The organism is Panacagrimonas sp. (genome assembly GCF_965216805.1).
In the GTDB taxonomy this organism is placed as follows: domain Bacteria; phylum Pseudomonadota; class Gammaproteobacteria; order Nevskiales; family Nevskiaceae; genus Panacagrimonas.
Window position 1 is genome coordinate 952,754 of record NZ_CBDCGN010000003.1, and the last position, 20,864, is coordinate 973,617.

Here is a 20,864-nt window from a genome sequence, read left to right on the forward strand (position 1 = left end):
TGAGGGTATCGGCTTGCCGGCTGCTACCGCATCCACGCGAAGATAGTTCCAATGACTAAGCAACCACCCAACGTCTTCCCAAAACTCACCGAACCCAACGGCCTCGGCACCGGGCCGGTTCCCATCGAGCCCTATGTCTCGTCCGATTGGTTCGAGCGCGAGCGCAAGCAGGTGTTCGGCCGCGCCTGGTTGTGCATGGGCCGCGTGGAGCAGTTGCCGGAGCCGGACACCTATATCGTCAAGGAGATCGAGGTCTGCGGCGTCATCGCGCTGATCACGCGCGACGCCAAGGACAAGATCCGCGCCTTCCAAAACGTGTGCTCGCACCGCGCCAACATGCTGGTGCACGAACCCGCCGGCAAGGGCAGCCGTTTCGTCTGCAAGTACCACAACTGGGGTTATCGCAACGACGGCGACTGCATCGGCGTGCCGGATCGCAACAACTTCTTCAAGCTCGACATGAAGACCTGCGGGCTGACACCGATCCATTGCGAGACCTGGGAAGGCTGGATCTTCATCAATCTGCAATCGCGACCGGAAGTCACCCTCAAGGAATTTCTCGGACCGTTCGGCGAAGCGTTCAAGGACGCGCCGGCACCGTTTGCGGACGAGGCCTTCACCGTGAACGTGTCCAACATGCGCGCGAACTGGAAGGAGACCATCGATGCCTTCTGCGAGTCCTACCACGTGCCGGTGCTGCACCCGATGACCATCGGCACGACGTTCTCCAACGACAGCAATCCGTTCTCGCGGCCGCTCAACGGCGTGGTGCGCGGCGCGCATCGCACCATGACCACCTTCGGCAATCCGATGTTTCAGCCTTCGCCGAACTCCAAAGTGGAACGGCTCGCCTACAGCAACGTCGACACCGGCAACACGCTTGGCGGCGCGGCGGCCAGGGAAGTCGAGGCGATCCAGCATCACCCGGCGATCAACCCACGACGGATTCCGAACTGGGCGACCGAGATTGTGTGGATGTTTCCGAATTATCTGATTTTCTATTCGCCCGGCGGCTTCTTCACCCTGGAGTTCTGGCAGCTCACCGTGAACACCACACGCTGGCTCGCACGCATCCACATTCCGCGCGCCAAGGACGTGCGCCAGCGCTTTCAGCAGGAGCATCACAACTGCCGCATGGCGGAAATCTTTCTGGAGGACGTCGGCAACCTGGAGCGTCAGCAGCGTGCGATGGAGTCCGGCGGCAAGACCGAGATCCTGCTGCAGGACGGCGAGTTCCTGTTGCGGCATTCCATCGAGACGATCCAGAAGTGGGTGGCAGCGCCGACCGTGCGCGAAGCACTGACCTGAGCCGGCGATGAGCGCACCCATCCGCGCATCACGAGAGCAAACGCCATGAGCAAGACGCCTTATCTGCGCAACGCCTGGTACGTGGCCGCATGGTCGAATGAAGTCACCCGCGATCTGCTCGAACGCACCGTGCTCGAACAACCCATCGTGCTCTATCGCAAGGAAAGCGGCGAGGCAGCCGCCATCGGCAACGCCTGCGCGCACCGCTTTGCGCCGCTGCACATGGGCAAGCTGGTCGGCGACACGGTGCAGTGTCCCTACCACGGCCTGCGTTTCGACGGTAGCGGCCAGTGCGTTCTGAATCCGCATGGCGACGGCATGATCCCGCCGCGTATGGCGGTGCCAAGCCGGCCGCTGGTGGAGAAGCACAAGCTGATCTGGCTGTGGTTCGGCGATGCCGAAAAGGCCGATCCTGCGACGATCCCCGACTTCAGTTGCCATGAAGATCCGGAGCTGGCCTTTGTCGGCGGCGTCATCGAGATGAAGGCGCACTACGAGCTGATCACCGACAACCTGCTCGACCTTGCGCACTCGGAGTTCGTGCACGAGGGCCTGCTCTCCAGCGCCGGCTACACCGCGAGCAAGCTGCAGACCATCGAACAGGGCACCACCATCTACGCCAATCGCTGGGCGCCCAACTGCGACGCCATGCCGGCGTTCCACATGATCTTCGAAGGCCACGAGCTCGGCGCGCCGGTCGACCACTGGGCGTACATGCGCTGGGATGCGCCCGCGCACATGCTGCTCGACGTGGGCATCACCCATCCCGGCCATCCGCGCACGCAGGGCGCATGGATCTACGGCACCGACATCCTCACGCCGAAGGATGCGACCAGCACGTATTACTTCTGGGGCATCACGCGCGGCTACAAGCAGGACGATCCCGCCGCCGGCGAACTGTGGCGCCAGGTGATCAAGGGCGCGTTCGAAGGTCAGGATCAGATCGTCATCGAAGGCCAGCAGCGCATGCTCGGCAGCCGCAGTTTCGAAGAGGCCGACCCGGTGATGTTTGCGTCCGACGTGGCCGCGCAGCGCGCGCGCAAGCTGCTGGCGCGGCTGGTCAGCGACAACCTTGAACCGCGGCCGCAGAACGCGGCGCTGGGCGAGCTGCGTCATCGCGTGGCCGATACCTGCAACCCGATTCTGCCCATCGTATGAGCGGCGCCTGATCGCGCTGGGCCACCGCACACGACATCGACACCCCAACTGTGATGCCTACACATGCGAATACTTGAACCCATAGCCGCGGCCGGCCAGACGCTGCGCAAACGCATCGGAGTCACGCCGTCCGCGCCGGAGTTCAGCGCCGGCAGGCGCGACGAGGATTTCAGCCCCTGTCACGCCGGTCTCGAACCCCCGACACCGCGCGACCTGCCAGGACGACCGCGCTGATGTCCGCATTGCTCGAACACGATGTGCTCGTCGTCGGTGCCGGCGGCTGCGGCCTCAATCTGTCGATCTTCCTGGCCGACCTGGGTGTCGATTTCCTCACCGTGGAGCGCAACACGGCGCTCGCCAATCTGCCCAAGGCGCATTACCTCAACCAGCGCAGCATGGAGATTCTGCGCCAGCATGGCGTGGCCGAAGACATCTATGCGCTGGGCACACCGCCGCACAACATGTCGCGGGCGATGTGGCTGACCACGCTCGGCGGCGATGGTCCGCATGATCGCAAGGTGATCTACGAGATGGACGGTATCGGCGGCACCGGCGATTCCCAGCGCGCGATCTACGACCGCGACAGCGCCTGCCGCAGTGCCAATCTGCCGCTGATCCGTTCGGAGCCGATCTTCCGGCGTCACGTCGAACAGCGCGCGCCGGGCCGCCTGCGCTTCGGCACCGAACTGATCCACTTCGAGCAGGACGCCGACGGCGTGACGGCGACCCTCCGTGATGTGCAGTCGGGCGACCAGCGCCAGGTCCGCGCGCGGTACTTGATCGGCGCCGACGGTGGCCGCACGCTCGGTAAGGCGCTGGGCAACCCGATGGTCGGGCCCTCGGGTCTGGCGAAGAACGTCACTGTGCATTTCAGCGCCGACCTGTCCAAGGTGCTGCTCGATGATCGGGTGATGCTGCATTTCTTCATACACCCCACGCGGCGCGGCCCCTTGGCCAGCGGTGCACTGGTTCCCGCCGGCGGCGACGACGCGCGTTGGGGCCGGCACAGTCGGGAGTGGATCTTCCATTTCATGGTGGCGCCGGACGATCCTTCGCACTTCGACGAGGCGATGGTCACGCAGCAGATTCGCGAACTGCTCAAGCTGCCGGACCTGGGCATATCCGTGCACCGGATCAGCCACTGGATGATCGAGGCGGTGCTGGCCCGGAAATATCAGTTCGGTCGCGTGCTGCTGGCCGGCGACGCGGTGCATCGGCATCCGCCGGCATCGGGGCTGGGCCTCAACACCGGCATTCAGGACGCGCACAACCTGGCGTGGAAGCTGGCCCTGGTCACCCGTGGTCACGCAGCTTCGAGCTTGCTGGAAAGCTACGAGCTGGAGCGTCGGCCGGTCGGCTCGTTCAACGTGGCCTGGGCGCTGTCGAGTTACTGGAATCATCTGCTCAGCGCCGCGTCGATCTTTGCGATCCATCCGGCCAATGTCTACGAAGCGGTGGGTCAGCCGGACGAAGACAACGAGATCTCCGGGCTGTTCGCCGACACCCCGGACGGCCGCATGCGACGTGCGCGGATGCAGGAAGTCTTCAGTACCCATCGCGTCGAGATGTTTGATCACGACGTCGAACTCGGCTTCGTCTACGAGCAAGGCGCGCTGATTCCGGACGGCACGCCGACACCGTCACGCGACCCCTGGGGCTCGAACTATTTCCCGACCACGCGGCCCGGGCATCGCTTGCCGCACGCCTGGCTGGAGGCGGATGGCCGTCGCCGTTCTACGCACGACCTGATCGGCAACAGCGCGGATTTCGTGCTTGTCACCGGCGTCCGGGGCCAGGCCTGGTGCGATGCCGCCGCCAGGCTCAAGCGCGATCTGGACTGCGGCCTGCGCGTCGTACGCATCGCGCCGGACGGCGATGCGGTAGATACCGATCACGCCTGGAACGCGCTCAAAGGGGTGGCCGATGACGGCGCCATTCTGGTCCGCCCCGACGCGATGGTGGCGTGGCGCTCACCCGGCATCAGCGGCGATCCACTGGCGACGCTGCAACAGGTTTTCGCCCGGCTGCTCGGCCGGAGTCCCTTACATTGCTCGGTAAACCCACATGCAAACGCTTGAAATCCCGGTTCTGATCTGCGGTGGCGGTGGCTCCGGCCTGTCGCTGTCGATCTTCCTGTCGGCGCTGGGCGTGCAGTCCATGCTGGTGGAGCGACACCACACCACCTCGCATCTGCCCAAGGCGCACTACCTCAACCAGCGCAGCATGGAGATCCTGCGCGAGCACGGCATCGCCGACACCATCTACGCCCAAGGCACACCATTCGAGAACATGGGTTGCGTGGCGTGGATGACCTCGCTGGGCGGCGACGGCCCGGTCGACGGCAAGACGCTCTACAAGATGGACGCCTTCGGCGGCGGCAGGCTGCAGGCGGCGTACGAGGCCGACAGTCCCACCCGTTCCGGCAATCTGCCGCTGATCCGGCTGGAGCCGGTGCTGCGCGAGTTCGCCGAGAAGCAACCGCTGGCGACCGTGCGCTTCAGCCACGAGCTGCTGCGCTACGAACAGGACGCCAGTGGCGTGACCTCGGTGGTGAAGAACCTGGACAGCGGCGAGGAGTTCACCGTGCGCTCGCAGGTGTTGATTGGCTCCGATCGCCATCGCACGGTGGGTCCGCCGCTGGGCATCGAACTGCAAGGGCCCACCAACATGGTGGACATGGTGGCCACCCACCTGAGCGCAGATTTTTCGAAGTACATCGACGACGACTCGCCGCTGATCCGCTGGTTCAGCAATCCGGCCAGCGGCGCCTGGGGCAGCGGCGCCATGGTGGCGATGGGGCCGACGCACTTCGACCGCCGCTCCGAAGAATGGGTGTTTCATTTTGCGTTCCAGCCCGGCGATCCCAACTTCAACGAGGACGACATCGCGCCGCGCATCAAGCAATTGCTGAAGACGCCGGACGTCGACATCAAGGTACACAAGGTCAGCCACTGGATCGTCGAATGCGTGCTGGCCAATCACTACGGCCGTGATCGCGTGTGGGTGATCGGCGATGCCGCGCACCGGCATCCGCCCACCACCGGCCTGGGTCTCAATTCCGGCATCCAGGACGCGCACAACCTGGCCTGGAAGATCGCCGCGGTGGTCAACGAGCAGGCCGGCCTGGACCTGCTCAAGACCTACGAGGCCGAGCGCCGTCCGGTGGCCGAGCGCAACACCAAGTGGGCGCTGTTCACCTTCATGAATCACTTCATCATCGAACCTGGCTTCGGCATGATTCCGGGCGCGCCGGCCGAAGCCAATCTCGCCGCCTTCATGACCCTGCTGGCCGAAGGCTGGGAAGGCGACACCGCGCGTGCGCGCATGCACGAGGTGCTCAACACGCAGCGCACCGAATTCCAGGCGCACGACATCGAGATCGGCTTTTCCTATGCGAGCGCGGCCATCGTCGCCGACGGCACTCCGGCACCGCCGCGCGCGGCGATGGGCGATGTGCATGTGCCGAGCACGCGGCCGGGGCATCGCCTGCCGCACGCCTGGGTCCGCCACGACGCCCGGCGCGTGTCCACTCATGATCTGTGCGGCCGCGGCCGTTTCGTGCTGATCACCGGCGCGAACCACGCGCAGTGGCAGGACGCCGCGGCGCAGGCAGCGCAACGGCACGGCGTCCGCGTCGAGGTGATCGCGCTCGACGCCGCGGCCGACCTCGACGGACGTTGGGCGCAGGTGCGCCAGATCGGCGACGACGGCGCCATCCTGGTGCGTCCGGACGTGCATGTGGGCTGGCGCAGCCCAGGCGCAGTTTCCGATCCGGCGAGCGTGCTGAGCGCCGCCCTGGCTGCAATTCTGGCCAAGTAACTCCGGCCGGCTGCGGCGACTCGGCAGCAGCCCTACACGAGAAACAGCGCGCCAACCGCAGGGCGGCCCGTGGCCGCCGGGGTGGGACGGAGCACTACCGTCCGACAGCCCGCGCTCCATCGATAAGTCTGACGGCGGGCACGGCCCACCTCTGCCTGCTTGCTTGCGCGCCGCGGCGGTCGCCCCGGCGGCCGGCGGCCGTTATGCTCGGAGGCCACGAAGTCTTGTTCCGAACCAGCGCACAGGAGAACCCCATGCTGCTCGTTGCCGGTGTGTTGTTGTGGTCCCTGGCCCACCTGTCGATCGCGCTGACGCCGCAGGTGCGCGCCCGACTGGTAGCCGGCCTCGGCTTGGTGCCCTACAAACTGGCGTTCTCGCTGGTGCTGGTGCTCGCGCTGGTCATGATCGTGGCAGGCTGGCGCGACGCGGGGGTGTCCTCGTTATGGGTGCCGCCAGCGGGTATGCGCCATCTGACCTTGCTCCTGGTGCCGATCGCGGTGGTTCTGTTTCTCAGTGCCCGCATGCCAACCGACATCAAGCAGCTCATCCGTCACCCCCAGTTGACCGGGGTCAAGCTGTGGGCGGTTGCGCACCTGCTGGCCAATGGCGAGGTGCGTTCGATCATCCTGTTTGGCGGCCTGCTGGCCTGGGCGGTGGCGGAAGTGATCGTGATCAACCGTCGCGAGGGCGCGCGGCGCAAGCCGCCACGCGTGGGGATGCTCAAGAGCCTGCTGAGCGCAGCCGCGGGCCTGGTGGTTGCGGCGCTGCTCCTGTTTGCGCATCCCTGGATCGCCGGCATTCCGGTGATGACGCACGGCTGAGCGCGTCGATGAGATCGGTAGCGGCTGGGTCGTCGGCCGCCGCGATGGTATCTTCCACAACCTACCGATGCCTTTGGCTCATGAGTTAGGAGATTTTTCGATGTCTGCGTCCGTCTGGCGGTTTGCCTGCTCTGCTGTTCTCGCCCTCGGCCTGGTGACGGCTGCCGGTTGCGCTTCCAACGAAGTGATCGATGCCAGCAGCACCGAGTCCATCATCGCGGGCGTCGACAAGGGCGACGAGGTACGTATCAAGACGCGTAAAGATGCGGTGCATACCTTTGTCGTGACCAAGATCACCAACAAGGCGCTTTACGGCGATAACGCGCGCGTGGTCTACGAAGACATGGCCGAAGTCGAAGTGGTCGGCGAAGGTGGCGAGAAGAAAGAAGGCGGGTTCTTCAGTCGCCTGTTCTGAGTCTGTGGCCGGCGCATTGCGTGCGCCGGGCCGCTGAACTTCACGCCAGGCTGCTGGCGAAACCGTCGGTTGCCGCCATCAGTCGCTGCAGGATGCCCGCTTCGCTGGCCGCATGGCCGGCGTCGGCGACGACCGAGAACTCCGCTTCGGGCCACGCGCGGTGCAACTCCCAGGCGGATTTCAGCGGGCACACCACGTCATAGCGGCCGTGCACGATCACTGCCGGTATGTGGCGGATGCGATGGACATTCTCGATCAGCCAGCCGTCGGATTCGAAGAAGCCGCGGTTGACGAAGTAATGGCATTCGATGCGGGCAAAGGCCTCGGCAAACCGTGCTTCGCCGAAGCGCAACAGCAAATCCGGAGCCGGCCGCAGCTTGCTGGTGGAACCCTCCCAGATGCTCCATGCACGCGCCGCCTGCAGCCGGATCGCGGCATCGGGGCCGGTCAGGCGCCGGTGGTAGGCGGCCAGCAGATCGCCGCGTTCGGCCGCGGGAATCGGCTCCAGGAAATGCTCCCAGGCGTCGGGGAACAGCCAGCTCGCACCCTCCTGATAGAACCAGTCCACTTCCTGTTTGCGCAGTAAGAAAATGCCTCGCAATACCAGGGCACGGGCACGCTCGGGATGTGTCTGCGCATAGGCCAGCGCCAGGGTCGAACCCCAGGAGCCGCCGAACAACAGCCACGACGCCACCCCCAGGTGTTCGCGGACCCGCTCGATGTCCGCCACCAGATCCCAGGTGGTATTGCCGCGCAGTTCGGCGTGCGGAGTCGAGCGGCCGCAGCCGCGCTGGTCGAACAGCACGATGCGATATCGCGCGGGGTCGAAGAACTGGCGGTGCCAGGGTTCCACGCCTCCGCCCGGACCGCCGTGGATGTACAGGGCAGGGATGCCCTCGGGATTGCCGCATTCCTCGATGTAAAGCTCGTGCAGGGTGTCGACGCGCAGGCGATGCGTGCGGTAGGGCTCGGTATGGGGGTAGGGCATTGCCGGCGGTTGAGGTCAGACGTGTCGGCATGGTGCCGCATGCGTTCGCCGACTGACCAATTTTCCGTCGCCGGTCGTCGCGTATTGCGTTGAAGGCGAGTGGCGTGCGCGCTAGCATCGAAGCTCGCGGCAGTCGCAGCGGTGAGCCGCATTCTCGAGCCGCAATCCGGAGTTGACGATGGGGTGGGAATTGCAACGACGTGGCGTTCGGGTGTGGGTGTCGTTGATGGGCTGGAGCCTCGCATCGGCGGTGCAGGCGACCAGCGGCGCTGGCGGCGCGTCTCCAGCGCCGGTTCCCGTTGCCGCGACGGCAACCCCCTGGAGCAGCAAACTCGACGGCGTCGACGACCAGCACCTGTTTCCGCGCTACTCGCTGCTCGAACCCAATGTGAAGTTCTGGACGCGCGTGTTCGGCGAGTACTCCGAACATCAGAGCGTGATCCACTCGATGACGCATCTGGATCTGGTGTTCGAGGTGCTGGATTTTCGCGGCCAGGCCACGCACATGGACCCGGCGTCGCTGCGCAAGCTGAAGAACGCCGAGGAGACCGAAGCCAGGGCAGCAGTACGCAAGCAGCTGAAGGCGATTCACGCCAAGCGGCATGCGCCTGAGACGCTGAGTGGCGAGCAGCGGCGCATCTACCGGATGTTCGACCGTCTGAAAGCCGACGACGACCGGTTCCTGAAGGCGGCGGACGATCTGCGCGCGCAGCGCGGCTTGCGCGAGCGCACCTATCAGGCACTGGAAATATCCGGCAAGTACCTGCCGGCGATGGAAGATGTGTTCACTTCCTACGAACTGCCGCTACGGCTCACCCGATTGCCGCTGGTGGAGTCCAGCTTCAACGTGGAGGCCTACTCCAAGGTCGGCGCGGCCGGCTTGTGGCAGTTCATACCGTCGTCCGCGCGCATCTACATGCGCTTGGACGAAGTGGTGGACGACCGCCGCGATCCCTGGACCAGCACCGATGCGGCCGCGCGCCACCTGCGCGACGACTACGCCATGCTCGGCAGTTGGCCGCTGGCGCTGACCGCCTACAACCACGGACGCGGCGGCGTTGCGCGCGGCCTGCGCGAGACCGGTGGCACCGAGTTGCCCGATCTGGTGCGCCATTACACCAACCGGCGTTTCGGCTTCGCGTCGCGCAACTTCTACGCAGAGTTCCTCGCCGCGGCCGATGTCGAGCGCAACTGGAAGGCACACTTCGGTGAAGTTCAGCGCCGCGCTCCGCTGGAATTCGAGGTGGTCGAAACCCGCCACTACGTGCCATACGAGACACTCAAGCGCCTGTGCGACGCTGACGACGAGCTGTTCCGCAAGCTCAACCCCGCCTACCGCCCGGAAGTCATGGATGGTCGTCTGTACGTGCCACCCGGACATCTGATCCGGGTGCCGGCGGGATCGGCCAAGAATTTCGAGGTCGCCTACGCGTCGCTGGGCGCTCACGAGCGTTTCGAAACTCAGCGCATGTACTACACGCTGCATAAGGTCCGGCGCGGCGACACCCTGTCCGGGCTGGCCAGCCGTTACGGCGTGACGCAGAGCGCCATCGCCGGGGCGAGCGGCTTGAAGTCGAGATCGCTGCTGCGGATCGGCCAGGTGCTAAAGGTTCCACCCAAGCTGGAGCGGCGCCCCGGCCCGGTCACCGTCGCCATGGGCGAAAGCAAGCCCGGTCTGACGCGCACCGAGCAGGCGGCGTCCAAGGCGCGCGTGCCTGCGCCCAAGTTCCGCACGCATCGGATCCGCTCCGGCCAGACCCTGACCTCGATCGCGCGGCGCTACAACGTCACCATCGCCGAACTGCGGCGCGCCAACGGCATGGGCGGATCGAGCCGGATTCGGGCCGGTGAAAAGCTCAGAGTACCGGCGGGCAGCGGTTGACCTCGGTGCGGCGTCAGATGAAATAGTCGAAGACGAAGATGCCCACCATGATCAGCGCGATGACCAGTTTGGCTACGATGCCTAGCATCAAGCCGATCCAGGCGCCGATGCCCGAGGTGGTGGCCTGAGCGATCGGGCGCCGCGCCTTGAGCTCGCCGGCGACCGCACCGATGAACGGGCCCAGCAACAGTCCCGGCAGCCCGAAGAACATGCCGACAATGGTCCCGACCGTTGCCCCTGCCACTGCCTGAGGGCTGGCGCCCAGTTTGCGGGCGCCCAGGCTGCCGGCGATGAAATCCAGCACCAGCCCCGCCGCCAGCAGTGCGCCCAACACACCCAGGGTGAAACCGCCGACGCGGTCGTAATCGCCGACGAACGCCAGCGTCCACAAGCCGCCGAACACAAACGGCAGACCCGGCAAGGCAGGCAACAGCGCGCCGGCCAGACCCACCAGCACCATGGCAAAGCCCAGCACGATCATCAGCGGTTCGGTCCATTCCATCGGCATATTGTGGTCGATGGCACGGACGGCGGCGCTGAACGGAATTGCCGGAGGCGCTTGGCGTGCGGCGCGGCGGTCATGAAGCCGCTCCCGGGCATCGCATACACTGGCGGGATGCCCGCCAAACGCTCGTTCAGGGACCCTATCGCGTTGCGACTGCGCGAACTGGAATATGCCCAGACTTACTCGGAGTGGCGCGAGATTGCCCAGGAACTCGATCGCCTCGAAGGCGCCGATGCGTGGAAGCAGGACGAGGCCAGCGAAGACTACGATCATCTGCTGATCCGCGAGCGACTCACCCAGATGCGGCGCTTGCGCTCGGCTGGCGAGGTCCGCCATCTGGTCCATGAATTGCACGAGGGTCTGCACGGCAACCTCGGCAATATCACCACGCCCGCGCTTTATGCTTTTGCGCGTTTCGGCACCAAGCGCCTGATCGAGGAATACCTGACCGAGGTGGTGCGCTGCCTGGATTATCTGTGCGCAGGCGATTTCGCGGACTTTTCGGCCGACGAGAAGATTGTGTTCTTCAAGCGCACCGCGACCAGCTTCGGGCGCAGCGCGATGCTGCTGTCGGGCGGCGCGACGCTGGGAATGTTCCATCTGGGGGTGATCAAAGCGCTGTCCGAGCAGGGACTGCTGCCGCGCGTCATCAGCGGGTCGAGTGCCGGCTCCATCATCGGCGGCATGGTCGGCACGCGCGACGATGCGCAGTTGCCGCAGCTGTTCGATCCCGAAAACCTCAATCTTGCCGCGTTCCAGCGCCTGAATCTGCGCGGCGCCCTGCAAAGCGGCGGCCTGATGGACCCAACCCTGTTGCAGCAATGTCTGTTGCACAACCTGGGCGAGGAAACCTTCACCGAGGCGTTCCAGCGCACACGCCGCATCGTGGGGGTCACCGTGTCCGCGGCCGAGGAACACCAGCAAGGCCGCCTGCTCAACTACCTCACCGCTCCCAACGTGTTGCTGCGTCAGGCGGTGCTGGCATCCTGCGCGGTGCCGGGCGTGTTCCCGCCGGTGCAACTGCTCGCCCGCGATTTCCAGGGCGAGGTGGTCCCGTATCTGCCGTCCAAGCGTTGGATCGACGGCACCGTCTACAGCGACCTGCCAATGCTGCGGCTGGCGCGGCTGCACAACGTCAACCATTACATCGTCAGCCAGACCAACCCGCACGTGGTGCCGTTCATGGTCGACGAGGCCAAGCAGGCCCGCGGGCTGATGCCGCTGGCGCGCCAGCTGGCGCTGGGCGCGGGACGCAGCACCATGCGGCTGGCGCGAACGCATCTGCAAGGGTCGCCGGTGCGGCGGGTCGCCGACCAGCTCAACGCGGTCATGGCGCAGCGTTATTCCGGCGACATCAACATTTTGCCGCGCCATTCGCCGCGGCAATTGCTCAGAATGTTCAGCAACTTGAACGCACGCGAACTGGCTCAGTTCATCCGCGAAGGCGAGCGCGCAACCTGGCCGCGCATCGAGCGCATCCGCAACCAGACCGCGATCTCGCGCGCGTTCGAATCCTGCCTTTTGACGCTCAAGCTGGCGCGTACGGATCGTCTGACGCCACGCAGCCGGGTACGTCGCGTCGCGCGCTGAAACCGGTCGCTTACCGGCTGGCGCCCGCAGGGAACTATTGGGTCGCGGTCAGCGTGAACTAGGGAAAGGTCCATCCCGCGGAAGAACCGGCCACCCGAACATGCTAGATGCCCACGCTGTGCACCCGACTCAAAATGCCCATGGCAATCATGACAGCGGTCCAGCCTCGGGCCACCGGTTGGCGCCGCTGGTTCCGGTGACCGCACGCGGCGAGGCGACGCGACAGCGCCTCCTGCGCGCGGCCGAAGAAGAGTTCGCAGTCCGCGGGTTCCACGTCGCCTCGGTCAGCTCGGTGACATCGCGAGCCGGCGTCGGGCAGGGCACCTTCTATCTGTACTTCCGGACCAAGGAAGAGATTTTCGTGACCCTGGTGCGTGACATCGGGCACAAACTGCAGGAGCACATGCAGGCCGCACTCGCGGCCGAACCGGCGCGTGCTGCCCAGGCGGCGATGCAGGTTTTCGTGGATTTCGTCTGTGCAGACGCGGGGTTGTACCGCATCGTTCAGGAAGCACAGTTCGTCGACGTATCGGTGTTTCGGGAATTTCACGAGCGCGTGGCGCGGGACTTTGGCGGCGCACTGGCGACCCGTGACCGGCACGACGGGCCGGCCGTGGCCACCACCGAGGTGCTGGCCTGGGCGCTGCTCGGGATCGGTCAGGCGATGGGCATGAAATCCGCGGGTGGCGGCCAATCGGCAGTGCCAGCGCGAGCGAGCATCGAAGCGCTGGTCGGCCGCCTGCTCGCGTCGCGGTCCCAGGAGCCCACACGGTAGAAACGCGCGGCTGCGGCCGCTCGGCGTCGCAGCAGCTGCTTGCGGTAAGGTGGCGATCCTCGCGCCATCTCCGATGTCGACCATGCAATTCGATCTCGCTGCCTGGGGGGCAGAATTGACGCCCGAACGGCCGGCCGTGTGGTCCAACGGTCGCTGGTTGACCTATCGCGACCTCAACGAACGCGCCAACGGCCTGGCCAATCAGTTGGCGAGCCTGGGCATCGGATTTGGGGACCGGGTGGGCCTGCTGGCCGGCAATCATCTGGCACATTTCGATCTGATGTTCGCCGCGGCCAAGATCGGTTTCATCCACGTGCCTTTCGATCCGCAGTGGCCGGCGGCGCGGCTCGGTGCCGTGGCCAGGACCATCGGCGCCAGTCTGGTGATTTCGGATCTGCGACACGAGACCCTGGCGGCCCAGGCTTTCAGTTGCCCGCGGGTGGACCTGGAGGAGTATCGCGAATGGCTGGGGTATTCCAGCCGTCGGCGGCCCGGCCCGGTGGAGCTTTCCCCGGAAAGCATCCAGTCCATCCTGTTCACCAGGGGGCCAGCCAGCGACGAGCCGCATGCGGTGCTGATCCCTTATCGCCAGGCGCTGGCCAACGCCCGCGTCACCGCAATGACCTGGGGACTGGGGCCTGAGGACTGTGCCTTGCAGGTCTTGCCGTGCGCGGAGGCCTCGATCCACCTTCTGGCCATGCCCTTGCTCGCCGTGGGCGGGCGGGTGGTGCTGCCGGCCCGGTTCGAAGCCGAAGAATACCTTCACGCGACCGAACGGCTGGGGGTGACCGCATGGGCGCTGGACGCGCCGGCCTATGCCGAACTGGCCGACCACGCGGAGTTTGCCGACTGTCCGCTGCAGGCCGTGCGGCATGCGTTTTCGCTGGGCACGAGTTGTTCGCAGCCGCTACGGCAGCGATATCTCCGGCGCGGCGTGACCATCAAGGCGGCTTACGTGAGGGCCGAGTGCGGTCCCAACGTGTTTGCCTTGTCCGACGATGATCGGCCCGTAGCACAGCGCAGCGTGGGCTTGCCGATGTCGCACGTGGATGCGCAGATTCGACGCGCAGACGGTCGCCTTTGCGGACCCGGCGAGCCTGGCGAGCTCAGTCTGGCCGGCGAGGGGCTGTGCGCCGGCTACTACGACTCGGCCGAGGCCTGGCATCGGGTCTGCCGTAAGGGCCGTTTCCATCCGGGCGAACGCGCCGAATACGATGCCGCGGGATTTTTTCATTTACTCGGAACGCCGGAACCGCCGGAATCCTGAGCCTTGCACGCCGATCTCAGCGTGGTGGTGCCGGTGCTTGACGAAGCCGACGAGCTGCCCCGGCTGCTGGACGAACTGGCTAGCCAGAGCCTGCCGCTGCAGATCGTGATCGCCGACGGCGGCTCGCGCGACCGCTCCCGCGAGATCGTCGAGCGCAGTGAGCGCGCGCTCTGGGTGCAGGCGCCTCGCGGACGCGGTGCGCAGATGAATGCCGGTGCCGCGGCCGCCATTGCGGAGAACTTGCTGTTTCTGCACGTCGACAGCCATCTGATGCATCGATGCCAGCTCGAACAGGCACTGCAGTCACTGGAAGCGGCGCGCCGACGACATGGCGGTTGCATTGCCGGGCACTTTGCGCTCGCCTTCAGAAGGCAGCAGGCGGGCGGCGACAGCGCCTACCGGTACATGGAGGCCAAGAGCCGCAGCGGCCGGCCCGGCACCATCAACGGCGACCAAGGCCTGTTGCTGAGCGCCGATTTCTTTCGCGAACTGGGCGGATTCGACACTCGATTGCCGTTCTTCGAAGACCAGAAGATGGCCGCCGAGATCTTTCGTCGCGGTCGCTGGCTGCTGTTGCCGGGAGTGCTCGGGACTTCGGCGCGTCGCTTCGAGACCGAGGGGCTGGCGCCTCGTTACGCGCTGATGGCCCTGATGACCTGGATGCACCAGATCGGGTTGGAGGATTTTCTGCAGCAGGCGGTCGGCGTTTATCGCGAACAGTCGACGACGCATGCCCTCGACCTGCGGCCGTTCGTGCGTCTGGCGCGGCGTCAACTATTGCAGGCGCTGTCGCGGCAGCCCGGCTTGGTCGAGCGTATCGGTAGGAGTCTGAGGGCGAACGCCTGGCAGCCCTGGCTGGCGTTGGATCTTCTGACCGGGCGCCCCGTGGACTCAGGCACGCTGCGCTGGTTTACCGATCATGCCGAGCCTCGGTTGCACGGAGCCGGCGGCAGGCGGCTCTCGCGGGCCTTGGCCCGGCTGCTGCTGCTCGGACTCAGATTGCCGCTGGAGCGTGTGCTGCCGGCGGGGCGGAGCGTTCAGTCGCGGTAGCGGTGGCGGCGATGATGGTCGCGTCGGTCATGCCGGTAATGCCGGTCATGGCCGCGATGACCGTGCCAATCGTGACGGTGGCGGTAGGCACGACGATACTCGCGCGGATGGTAGTAGTGGCGCACCACCGGGCGGCGGTCGTAATACCGGTACACTGGGCGCGGCGAGTAGTAGTAGCGCGGGGCAGAGTCGTAGTACACCACCCCGGGGTGCCCCAGCCCGATGTGGACGTCGATGCCCCCGGCTTGGGCGGTGCCGCCCAGCGCCGACAATCCGAGGACCGTTGCAGCGGCCAGCAGCTTGAGCTTCATGGATGCGCTCCTGAGACAGTGGCGCGAATCTATGGAGCGAGGGATGAATTCGCTCTGAACCGAGCTGAACCGGGCGCAAGCGTTGTGCGCAGACCCGAATGACCGGCTTTCGCGACGGCATGTCCACGCGCTCCGCCGATGCGAGCGCCCGGTGCCCGGGCACAGGTCAGTCGGCGCGATCGGCGCGCTTGCGCTCGTGTTCCTTGAGGAATTTCTTGCGGACGCGGATGGCGGCGGGGGTCAGTTCCACCAGCTCGTCGTCATTGATGAATTCCAGCGCCTGTTCCAGCGAGAACTTCACCGGCGGCACCAGCAGCACATTCTCGTCCGAGCCGGACGCGCGCATATTGGTCAGTTTCTTGCCGCGCAGCGCGTTGACCACCAGATCGTTATCGCGCGAATGGATGCCGACGATCTGGCCTTCGTAGATCGACTGGCCGGGCTCCAGCATCATCTTGCCGCGTTCCTGCAGGTTGAAGATCGCGTAGGCCGGGGCGTCGCCCTGGTCATTGGAGATCATCACGCCGTTGTGGCGCTGGCCGATCTCGCTGTTTTCGGACTTCGGCCCGAAGTGGTCGAAATTGTGGAACAGCAGGCCGGTGCCCGAGGTCATGGACATGAACTCGGTCTGGAAACCGATCAGCCCGCGCGAGGGAATCATGTAGCTCAGGCGCACGCGGCCGCGGCCGTCGGGCACCATGTCCAGCATCTTGCCGCCGCGCTCGGCCAGACCCTGGATGGCGCCGCCCTGATGACGCTCCTCCACGTCGGCGATCAGCGATTCGTAGGGTTCGCAGATCGCGCCGTCGATTTCCTTCAGGATCACCTGCGGGCGTGCCACCGCGATCTCGTAGCCCTCGCGGCGCATGTTCTCCAGCAGGATGCCCAAGTGCAGCAGACCGCGACCGGAGACCCGCAACTGATCGGGCGCATCGCCGGGCTCCACCCGCAGCGCCACGTTGGTCTTGAGTTCGCGCTGCAGGCGCTCGGCGATCTGGCGGCTGGTGACAAACTTGCCTTCCTTGCCCGCGAACGGCGACTTGTTGACCTCGAACATCATGCTCATGGTCGGCTCGTCCACCTGCAGGGTGGCGAGCTGTTCCGGATTCTTCGGATCGCAGACGGTCTCGGAAATGCCCAGCTCGTCGATACCGGTGATGGCGACGATGTCGCCGGCATGGGCTTCGGCCACTTCGACCTTGTCCAGGCCCATGAAGCCCAGCACCTGCAGCACGCGGCCCTGGCGGACCTTGCCGTCGCGCGCCACCACCGATACCGGTGAGTTGGGCTTGATGCTGCCGCGCTTGATGCGACCGGTGCCGATGACGCCGACATAGCTGGAGTAGGCCAGCGAGGTGATCTGCATCTGGAACGGGCCATCCACTTCCACCCCCGGCGCCGGCACCTTGTCGACGATGGCGCGGAACAGCGGGTCCATGTTGCCCTCGCGGATGTCGGGCGAATCGCCCGCGTAACCCATCAGCCCGCTGGCGTAGATGAAGGGAAAGTCCAGCTGCGTGTTGTTGGCGCCCAGTTTGTCGAACAGATCGAAGACCTGATCCACCACCCAGTCGGCACGCGCGCCGTCGCGGTCGATCTTGTTGAGAACGACGATCGGGTTCAGGCCCATCGCAAACGCCTTCTGCGTCACGAAGCGGGTCTGCGGCATCGGCCCGTCCACCGAGTCCACCAGCAGCAGCACCGAGTCGACCATCGACAGCACGCGCTCGACTTCGCCGCCAAAGTCGGCATGCCCCGGGGTATCGACGATGTTGATGCGGTACTGGGTGTCGGTGCGCTCGTCCATCCAGCGCAGCGCGGTGTTCTTGGCCAGGATGGTGATGCCGCGCTCGCGCTCCAGGTCGTTGGAATCCATGATTCTTTCGCCCAGTTCCTCGCGCTTGTCCAGGGTGCCGGATTGACGCAGAAGCTTGTCGACCAAGGTGGTCTTGCCGTGGTCGACGTGAGCGATGATGGCGATGTTGCGAAGATTCTGGATCATGGGAACGGCCGCGGCGGCCTGGACAAAAGGTCGCGGAGTTTACGCGGGTTCCCGTGAAACTTCACTGCTTTGGACGCTGCGAACCCTCTTCGGTTTCTTTTGCGGAAGCGCCTCGCGGGCGCGTCGTCGCCGCTTTCGGGGTCAGGCTTCGTCCAGGGTCTTCGGCCAGCTGTCGTGCAAAAATCGCGATTCAGATGGATGACGGCGCGGTGCCCGCCCGCGAAGTGCAGCACCCGCCCGAGCGCGCCCGCCTCCAGGCATTCGAGGTAGACGGTCAGGTCGGGCAGCTCCGGCATCGGCCGGAGTTCGCGCGTCGATGCCGCGCGCTTCCAGCGTCTTCAGAGCAGCCGAATGGCTGCCGCGGCGCGCCGCGCTTTGGCGCGGGCGATCTCCAGGCTGTCGCCCAACGCCAGTGCCACGCCCATGCGTCGTTTGCCGACGATCTCGGGTTTGCCGAACAGGCGCAGCATGGTGTCGGGTTCGGCCAGGGCATCGTTGGCGCCCCTGAAGGCGGGTGCCACCTGATCGCCCGTGCAGAGGATGGCGCAGGAGGCCGCGAACGGCCCGCGCGCGCGGACATTGGGGATCGGCAGGCCCAGGATCGCGCGAACATGCAGTGCGAACTCGCTCAAGTCCTGCGAGATCAAGGTCACCAGACCGGTGTCGTGCGGGCGAGGAGAGACTTCGCTGAAGATCACCTCGTCGCCTTTGACGAACAGCTCCACGCCGAACAGGCCGCGTCCGCCGAGCGCACGGGTGATCTTGTCGGCGATCTCCTGCGAGCGAGCGAGCGCCGTTTGGGACATCGGGTGCGGTTGCCAGGACTCGCGATAGTCGCCGTCGATCTGCACGTGGCCGACGGGCGCACAGAACGTGGTGCGGGTGCCGAACTCCTCGTTCATGCCCGGAGGTCCCGGCCAGTGCCGCACGGTGAGCAGGGTGATCTCGTAATCGAAGTCGATGAAGCCTTCCACGATCACCTTGCCGCGTCCCGCCCGACCGCCGGCCTGCGCGTAATCCCAGGCCTTCTGAATGTCTGCCGTGGTCTTGACCGTGCTCTGGCCCTTGCCGGAACTGGACATCACCGGTTTGACCACGCATGGCAGACCGACGACTTCGATGGCCGCGCGGTACTCCTCTTCGGTTTCCGCGAAGCGGTACGGCGAGGTGGGCAGACCCAGTTCCTCCGCGGCGAGTCGGCGTATGCCCTCGCGATCCATGGTCAGCCGTGCGGCGCGCGCGGTGGGCACCACCACAAACCCTTCCTTCTCCAGTTCGAGCAGCGTGGGCGTGTGAATGGCCTCGATCTCCGGCACGATCAGCGTCGGACCCTCTTCCTCGACCACGCGGCGCAATTCGGCGCCGTCGAGCATATTGATGACGTGACTGCGATGCGCCACCTGCATCGCGGGCGCGTGGGCATAACGATCCACCGCTACCGTCTCGACGCCCAGGCGCTGCAGTTCGATCACCACCTCCTTGCCCAGCTCGCCGGCACCCAGCATGAGCACGCACACCGCGTTATGCGACAGCGGCGTGCCCAGGGTGGTGGTGGAAATCTTGATGGCCGGGGACCGCGGCAGCTCAGACATGTTTTTTCCTTGCGCGATGCAGGCGAAATGCCGCCGCGTACTCGCTGGCGATGTAACCAAAGAAAGCCGATAGCGGGCCACGGCGCAGGTCGGGGCCCAGGCCGTCGGCGAGACGGAACAGATTCAGGTAGTACCAGCCCTGCGAGCCGAAGATGTTGAGCATCTTGAACAGCATCACGCTTGAGGTGGGCGAAAACAGGCCCTTCTGGCTGATCTTGAGGGTGTGCTCGAACGCCGGCAGATCCTGGATTTCGCCGCGCAGCAGGGTCCCCGCGGCGTCGGTATGGGTACACATCGGGCGGGCGATGCCGATCGCATCGCAGGCGTTGTCGGACAAGGCGGCTTCCATGCCCTCGCGACTGCGAAAGCCACCGGTGACCATCATCGGCATCTGCGCAACGGCGCGGATACGCTCGGCGTAGTCGAGAAAGTAGGCTTCGCGTTTGCGCGTGCTTTCGCGCAAGGGCGCCGCGGTGGTGGCATCGCCCTGGTGACCGAGCAGGGCGGGCTGTTCGTAGTTGCCGCCGGAGATTTCCAGCAGGTCCACCGACTCGTGATTGAGCCACTGCACCAACTGGATGCAGTCCTCGTTGGAAAAGCCGTTCTTGCGGAAGTCGTCGGAATTGAGCTTGATGCTCAGCGGAAAGTCCGCGCCCACCGCCTTGCGGGTTGCGCGCACGGTTTCCAGCAACATGCGTGCACGGTTCTCCAGCGCGCCGCCCCAGGCATCGGTGCGTCGGTTGGTGACGCCGGACAGGAACGAACTAAGCAAATACCCGTGCGCGGCGTGAATCTGCACCCCGGTGAAGCCGGTTTCGCGCGCCACCGACGCCACATGGGCAAAGCGCTGGACCAGGTCCAGGATTTCGTCCTCGGTCAGCGCGCGCGGCTTGCCGAAATTGCCCAGGATTCCGAGCTGCTCGGCCGAGGGTGCCAGCGGCGTCCGGGTGACATAACGCGGCGACTGCCGGCCTGCATGATTGATCTGCATCCACAGGTGATTGCCGCCGACGGTGCCGGCCCGGGCCCAGCGCGACAGTCGTGCCCGCGCCTCGGCATTGGTGGTCAGCTCATCGGTCCGGTCGATGGCGACGTTGGCGGGCCGTTCCAGTACACGCCGGTCCACCTGCACGTTGCCGGTCAGCAGCAGACCTGCGCCGCCTTCGCTCCAGCGCCGGTACAGGGTTTCGTGGCGCGAGGTGGCGCGCAGGTGCGCGTCGGCAATGCCTTCGGTCATCGCCGCCTTGCACAGGCGGTTGGGCAGCACCGCGCCGCAGGGCAGGGGCAGCACTTGTTGCAGAACAGAGGTCATCGAGCGCTTCGGGCAGCCGGGAGCAAGCTGGTCAGTATGCGCAAGCCTTCGGAGCCCATCAATGCAGCC

At 65.7% G+C, this 20,864-nt stretch carries 17 protein-coding genes; 11 read left to right on the forward strand and 6 right to left on the reverse strand.

The window, feature by feature from the left end; genetic code table 11:
- Positions 1-51: 51 nt before the first annotated feature.
- The 6 genes from ACOOHP_RS17440 to ACOOHP_RS17465 all read left to right on the forward strand — a co-directional run bounded on the left by ACOOHP_RS17440 (position 52) and on the right by ACOOHP_RS17465 (position 7,521).
- Positions 52-1,308 carry an aromatic ring-hydroxylating oxygenase subunit alpha gene (locus tag ACOOHP_RS17440; protein ID WP_420467760.1) on the forward strand — a complete coding sequence of 419 codons (1,257 nt, stop codon included), beginning with the start codon at positions 52-54 and terminating at the stop codon, positions 1,306-1,308.
- A 45-nt stretch (positions 1,309-1,353) separates the two neighbouring features.
- Positions 1,354-2,466, forward strand: coding sequence for a Rieske 2Fe-2S domain-containing protein (locus ACOOHP_RS17445; RefSeq protein ID WP_420467761.1), 1,113 nt, complete (start codon positions 1,354-1,356; stop codon positions 2,464-2,466).
- Between the two features lie 233 nt (positions 2,467-2,699).
- Positions 2,700-4,544 carry an FAD-dependent monooxygenase gene (locus tag ACOOHP_RS17450; protein WP_420467762.1) on the forward strand — a complete coding sequence of 615 codons (1,845 nt, stop codon included), beginning with the start codon at positions 2,700-2,702 and terminating at the stop codon, positions 4,542-4,544.
- Positions 4,531-6,285, forward strand: coding sequence for an FAD-dependent monooxygenase (locus tag ACOOHP_RS17455; RefSeq protein WP_420467763.1), 1,755 nt, complete (start codon positions 4,531-4,533; stop codon positions 6,283-6,285). Before ACOOHP_RS17450 ends, ACOOHP_RS17455 begins: the two co-directional genes overlap by 14 nt.
- A gap of 254 nt (positions 6,286-6,539) precedes the next feature.
- Entirely contained in the window at positions 6,540-7,106 is a 567-nt protein-coding gene (locus tag ACOOHP_RS17460; protein WP_420467764.1) for an NnrU family protein, read from the forward strand.
- Between the two features lie 100 nt (positions 7,107-7,206).
- Complete coding sequence (locus tag ACOOHP_RS17465) at positions 7,207-7,521, forward strand: hypothetical protein (protein WP_420467765.1); 315 nt, start codon at positions 7,207-7,209, stop codon at positions 7,519-7,521.
- Positions 7,522-7,561: 40 nt separating this feature from the next.
- Here the strand turns inward: ACOOHP_RS17465 and pip are convergent, their stop codons facing one another.
- A complete protein-coding gene (gene pip / locus ACOOHP_RS17470; protein ID WP_420467766.1) occupies positions 7,562-8,509 on the reverse strand; it encodes a prolyl aminopeptidase in 948 nt (315 codons plus the stop codon).
- Positions 8,510-8,687: 178 nt separating this feature from the next.
- On the opposite strand from pip, the gene ACOOHP_RS17475 reads away from it, so the two are divergent.
- Positions 8,688-10,391 carry a LysM peptidoglycan-binding domain-containing protein gene (locus tag ACOOHP_RS17475; RefSeq protein WP_420467767.1) on the forward strand — a complete coding sequence of 568 codons (1,704 nt, stop codon included), beginning with the start codon at positions 8,688-8,690 and terminating at the stop codon, positions 10,389-10,391.
- A gap of 13 nt (positions 10,392-10,404) precedes the next feature.
- Here ACOOHP_RS17475 and ACOOHP_RS17480 read toward each other — a convergent pair whose 3' ends face one another.
- Positions 10,405-10,893 (reverse strand): DUF456 domain-containing protein, encoded by a 489-nt coding sequence (locus ACOOHP_RS17480; protein ID WP_420467768.1) that lies wholly within the window; start codon positions 10,891-10,893, stop codon positions 10,405-10,407.
- 114 nt (positions 10,894-11,007) lie between these two features.
- On the opposite strand from ACOOHP_RS17480, the gene ACOOHP_RS17485 reads away from it, so the two are divergent.
- From ACOOHP_RS17485 to ACOOHP_RS17500, 4 genes are all read left to right on the forward strand, one after another.
- Positions 11,008-12,486 carry a DUF3336 domain-containing protein gene (locus ACOOHP_RS17485; protein WP_420467769.1) on the forward strand — a complete coding sequence of 493 codons (1,479 nt, stop codon included), beginning with the start codon at positions 11,008-11,010 and terminating at the stop codon, positions 12,484-12,486.
- Positions 12,487-12,664: 178 nt separating this feature from the next.
- The gene (locus tag ACOOHP_RS17490) at positions 12,665-13,261 is read left to right on the forward strand and encodes a TetR/AcrR family transcriptional regulator (RefSeq protein WP_420467770.1); all 597 of its coding nucleotides are present in this window, start codon (positions 12,665-12,667) and stop codon (positions 13,259-13,261) included.
- Between the two features lie 82 nt (positions 13,262-13,343).
- A complete protein-coding gene (locus tag ACOOHP_RS17495) occupies positions 13,344-14,528 on the forward strand; it encodes a class I adenylate-forming enzyme family protein (protein WP_420467771.1) in 1,185 nt (394 codons plus the stop codon).
- A 3-nt stretch (positions 14,529-14,531) separates the two neighbouring features.
- On the forward strand, positions 14,532-15,578 hold the full coding sequence (locus tag ACOOHP_RS17500) for a glycosyltransferase (protein WP_420467772.1): 1,047 nt from the start codon (positions 14,532-14,534) through the stop codon (positions 15,576-15,578).
- On the opposite strand, the gene ACOOHP_RS17505 is transcribed toward ACOOHP_RS17500, so the two are convergent.
- From ACOOHP_RS17505 to ACOOHP_RS17520, 4 genes are all read right to left on the reverse strand, one after another.
- Positions 15,566-15,889 carry a hypothetical protein gene (locus ACOOHP_RS17505; protein WP_420467773.1) on the reverse strand — a complete coding sequence of 108 codons (324 nt, stop codon included), beginning with the start codon at positions 15,887-15,889 and terminating at the stop codon, positions 15,566-15,568. The two genes, ACOOHP_RS17500 and ACOOHP_RS17505, sit on opposite strands and share 13 nt — an antisense overlap.
- Positions 15,890-16,055: 166 nt before the next feature.
- On the reverse strand, positions 16,056-17,891 hold the full coding sequence (gene typA / locus ACOOHP_RS17510) for a translational GTPase TypA (protein ID WP_420467774.1): 1,836 nt from the start codon (positions 17,889-17,891) through the stop codon (positions 16,056-16,058).
- 338 nt (positions 17,892-18,229) lie between these two features.
- Positions 18,230-19,483, reverse strand: a complete 1,254-nt coding sequence (gene purT, locus ACOOHP_RS17515) for a formate-dependent phosphoribosylglycinamide formyltransferase (RefSeq protein WP_420467775.1) — start codon at positions 19,481-19,483, stop codon at positions 18,230-18,232.
- Positions 19,476-20,795 (reverse strand): NADH:flavin oxidoreductase/NADH oxidase family protein, encoded by a 1,320-nt coding sequence (locus ACOOHP_RS17520; protein ID WP_420467776.1) that lies wholly within the window; start codon positions 20,793-20,795, stop codon positions 19,476-19,478. The genes purT and ACOOHP_RS17520 overlap by 8 nt, the downstream gene beginning before the upstream one ends.
- Between the last annotated feature and the right edge of the window lie 69 nt (positions 20,796-20,864).

What these genes read in the sequence shown, in the direction of transcription:
- ACOOHP_RS17450 (WP_420467762.1), top strand. Translation starts at nt 2,700, where the DNA reads ATGTCCGCATTGCTCGAACACGATGTGCTCGTCGTCGGTGCCGGCGGC.
- ACOOHP_RS17455 (WP_420467763.1), top strand. Translation starts at nt 4,531, where the DNA reads ATGCAAACGCTTGAAATCCCGGTTCTGATCTGCGGTGGCGGTGGCTCC.
- ACOOHP_RS17505 (WP_420467773.1), bottom strand. Translation starts at nt 15,889, where the DNA reads ATGAAGCTCAAGCTGCTGGCCGCTGCAACGGTCCTCGGATTGTCGGCG.
- ACOOHP_RS17475 (WP_420467767.1), top strand. Translation starts at nt 8,688, where the DNA reads ATGGGGTGGGAATTGCAACGACGTGGCGTTCGGGTGTGGGTGTCGTTG.
- ACOOHP_RS17480 (WP_420467768.1), bottom strand. Translation starts at nt 10,893, where the DNA reads ATGGAATGGACCGAACCGCTGATGATCGTGCTGGGCTTTGCCATGGTG.
- ACOOHP_RS17485 (WP_420467769.1), top strand. Translation starts at nt 11,008, where the DNA reads ATGCCCGCCAAACGCTCGTTCAGGGACCCTATCGCGTTGCGACTGCGC.
- ACOOHP_RS17465 (WP_420467765.1), top strand. Translation starts at nt 7,207, where the DNA reads ATGTCTGCGTCCGTCTGGCGGTTTGCCTGCTCTGCTGTTCTCGCCCTC.
- purT (WP_420467775.1), bottom strand. Translation starts at nt 19,483, where the DNA reads ATGTCTGAGCTGCCGCGGTCCCCGGCCATCAAGATTTCCACCACCACC.
- typA (WP_420467774.1), bottom strand. Translation starts at nt 17,891, where the DNA reads ATGATCCAGAATCTTCGCAACATCGCCATCATCGCTCACGTCGACCAC.
- ACOOHP_RS17445 (WP_420467761.1), top strand. Translation starts at nt 1,354, where the DNA reads ATGAGCAAGACGCCTTATCTGCGCAACGCCTGGTACGTGGCCGCATGG.
- ACOOHP_RS17440 (WP_420467760.1), top strand. Translation starts at nt 52, where the DNA reads ATGACTAAGCAACCACCCAACGTCTTCCCAAAACTCACCGAACCCAAC.
- ACOOHP_RS17460 (WP_420467764.1), top strand. Translation starts at nt 6,540, where the DNA reads ATGCTGCTCGTTGCCGGTGTGTTGTTGTGGTCCCTGGCCCACCTGTCG.
- ACOOHP_RS17520 (WP_420467776.1), bottom strand. Translation starts at nt 20,795, where the DNA reads ATGACCTCTGTTCTGCAACAAGTGCTGCCCCTGCCCTGCGGCGCGGTG.
- pip (WP_420467766.1), bottom strand. Translation starts at nt 8,509, where the DNA reads ATGCCCTACCCCCATACCGAGCCCTACCGCACGCATCGCCTGCGCGTC.
- ACOOHP_RS17495 (WP_420467771.1), top strand. Translation starts at nt 13,344, where the DNA reads ATGCAATTCGATCTCGCTGCCTGGGGGGCAGAATTGACGCCCGAACGG.